This window comes from Agrobacterium tumefaciens str. B6 (genome assembly GCF_001541315.1).
GTDB classification, from domain to species: domain Bacteria; phylum Pseudomonadota; class Alphaproteobacteria; order Rhizobiales; family Rhizobiaceae; genus Agrobacterium; species Agrobacterium radiobacter.
In genome coordinates this window covers 1-370 of sequence record NZ_LMVK01000048.1, presented here as the reverse complement: position 1 = coordinate 370, position 370 = coordinate 1, and the positions used below count along the sequence as shown (strand labels likewise).

Below are 370 nucleotides of genomic sequence, written 5' to 3'. Positions count from 1 at the left end.
CCAAATCAAAAGGCCGCCAAAAGCGGCCTTTATGCTATAATAAATCATTCCGCGGGGTGGAGCAGCCCGGTAGCTCGTCAGGCTCATAACCTGAAGGCCGCAGGTTCAAATCCTGCCCCCGCAACCAATTCCCACCAAACATATCAAAGGGCTCCGAGACAACTCCGAGCCCTTTTTTGCGTTTCTGGACCGCGGAAATTACGATATTCCGTCAAACCGCGATGGTCGGCCAGATCTCCAACCTGTGATTAAGCATGGAATAAGGACCCCGCACATGGGGTGATCGGCGTCCAAACGGGACCCCCATCTGCGATGGGGTTACAACAGCCTCCGGTTTCATCGGAGGCTTTTTATTTGGATGCTTATTGTG

At 53.0% G+C, this 370-nt stretch carries 1 tRNA gene; it reads left to right on the top strand.

The features are described from left to right. Positions 1-50 precede the first annotated feature (50 nt). Positions 51-127 (top strand) — tRNA-Met (locus ASB65_RS22770). Positions 128-370: the final 243 nt, after the last annotated feature.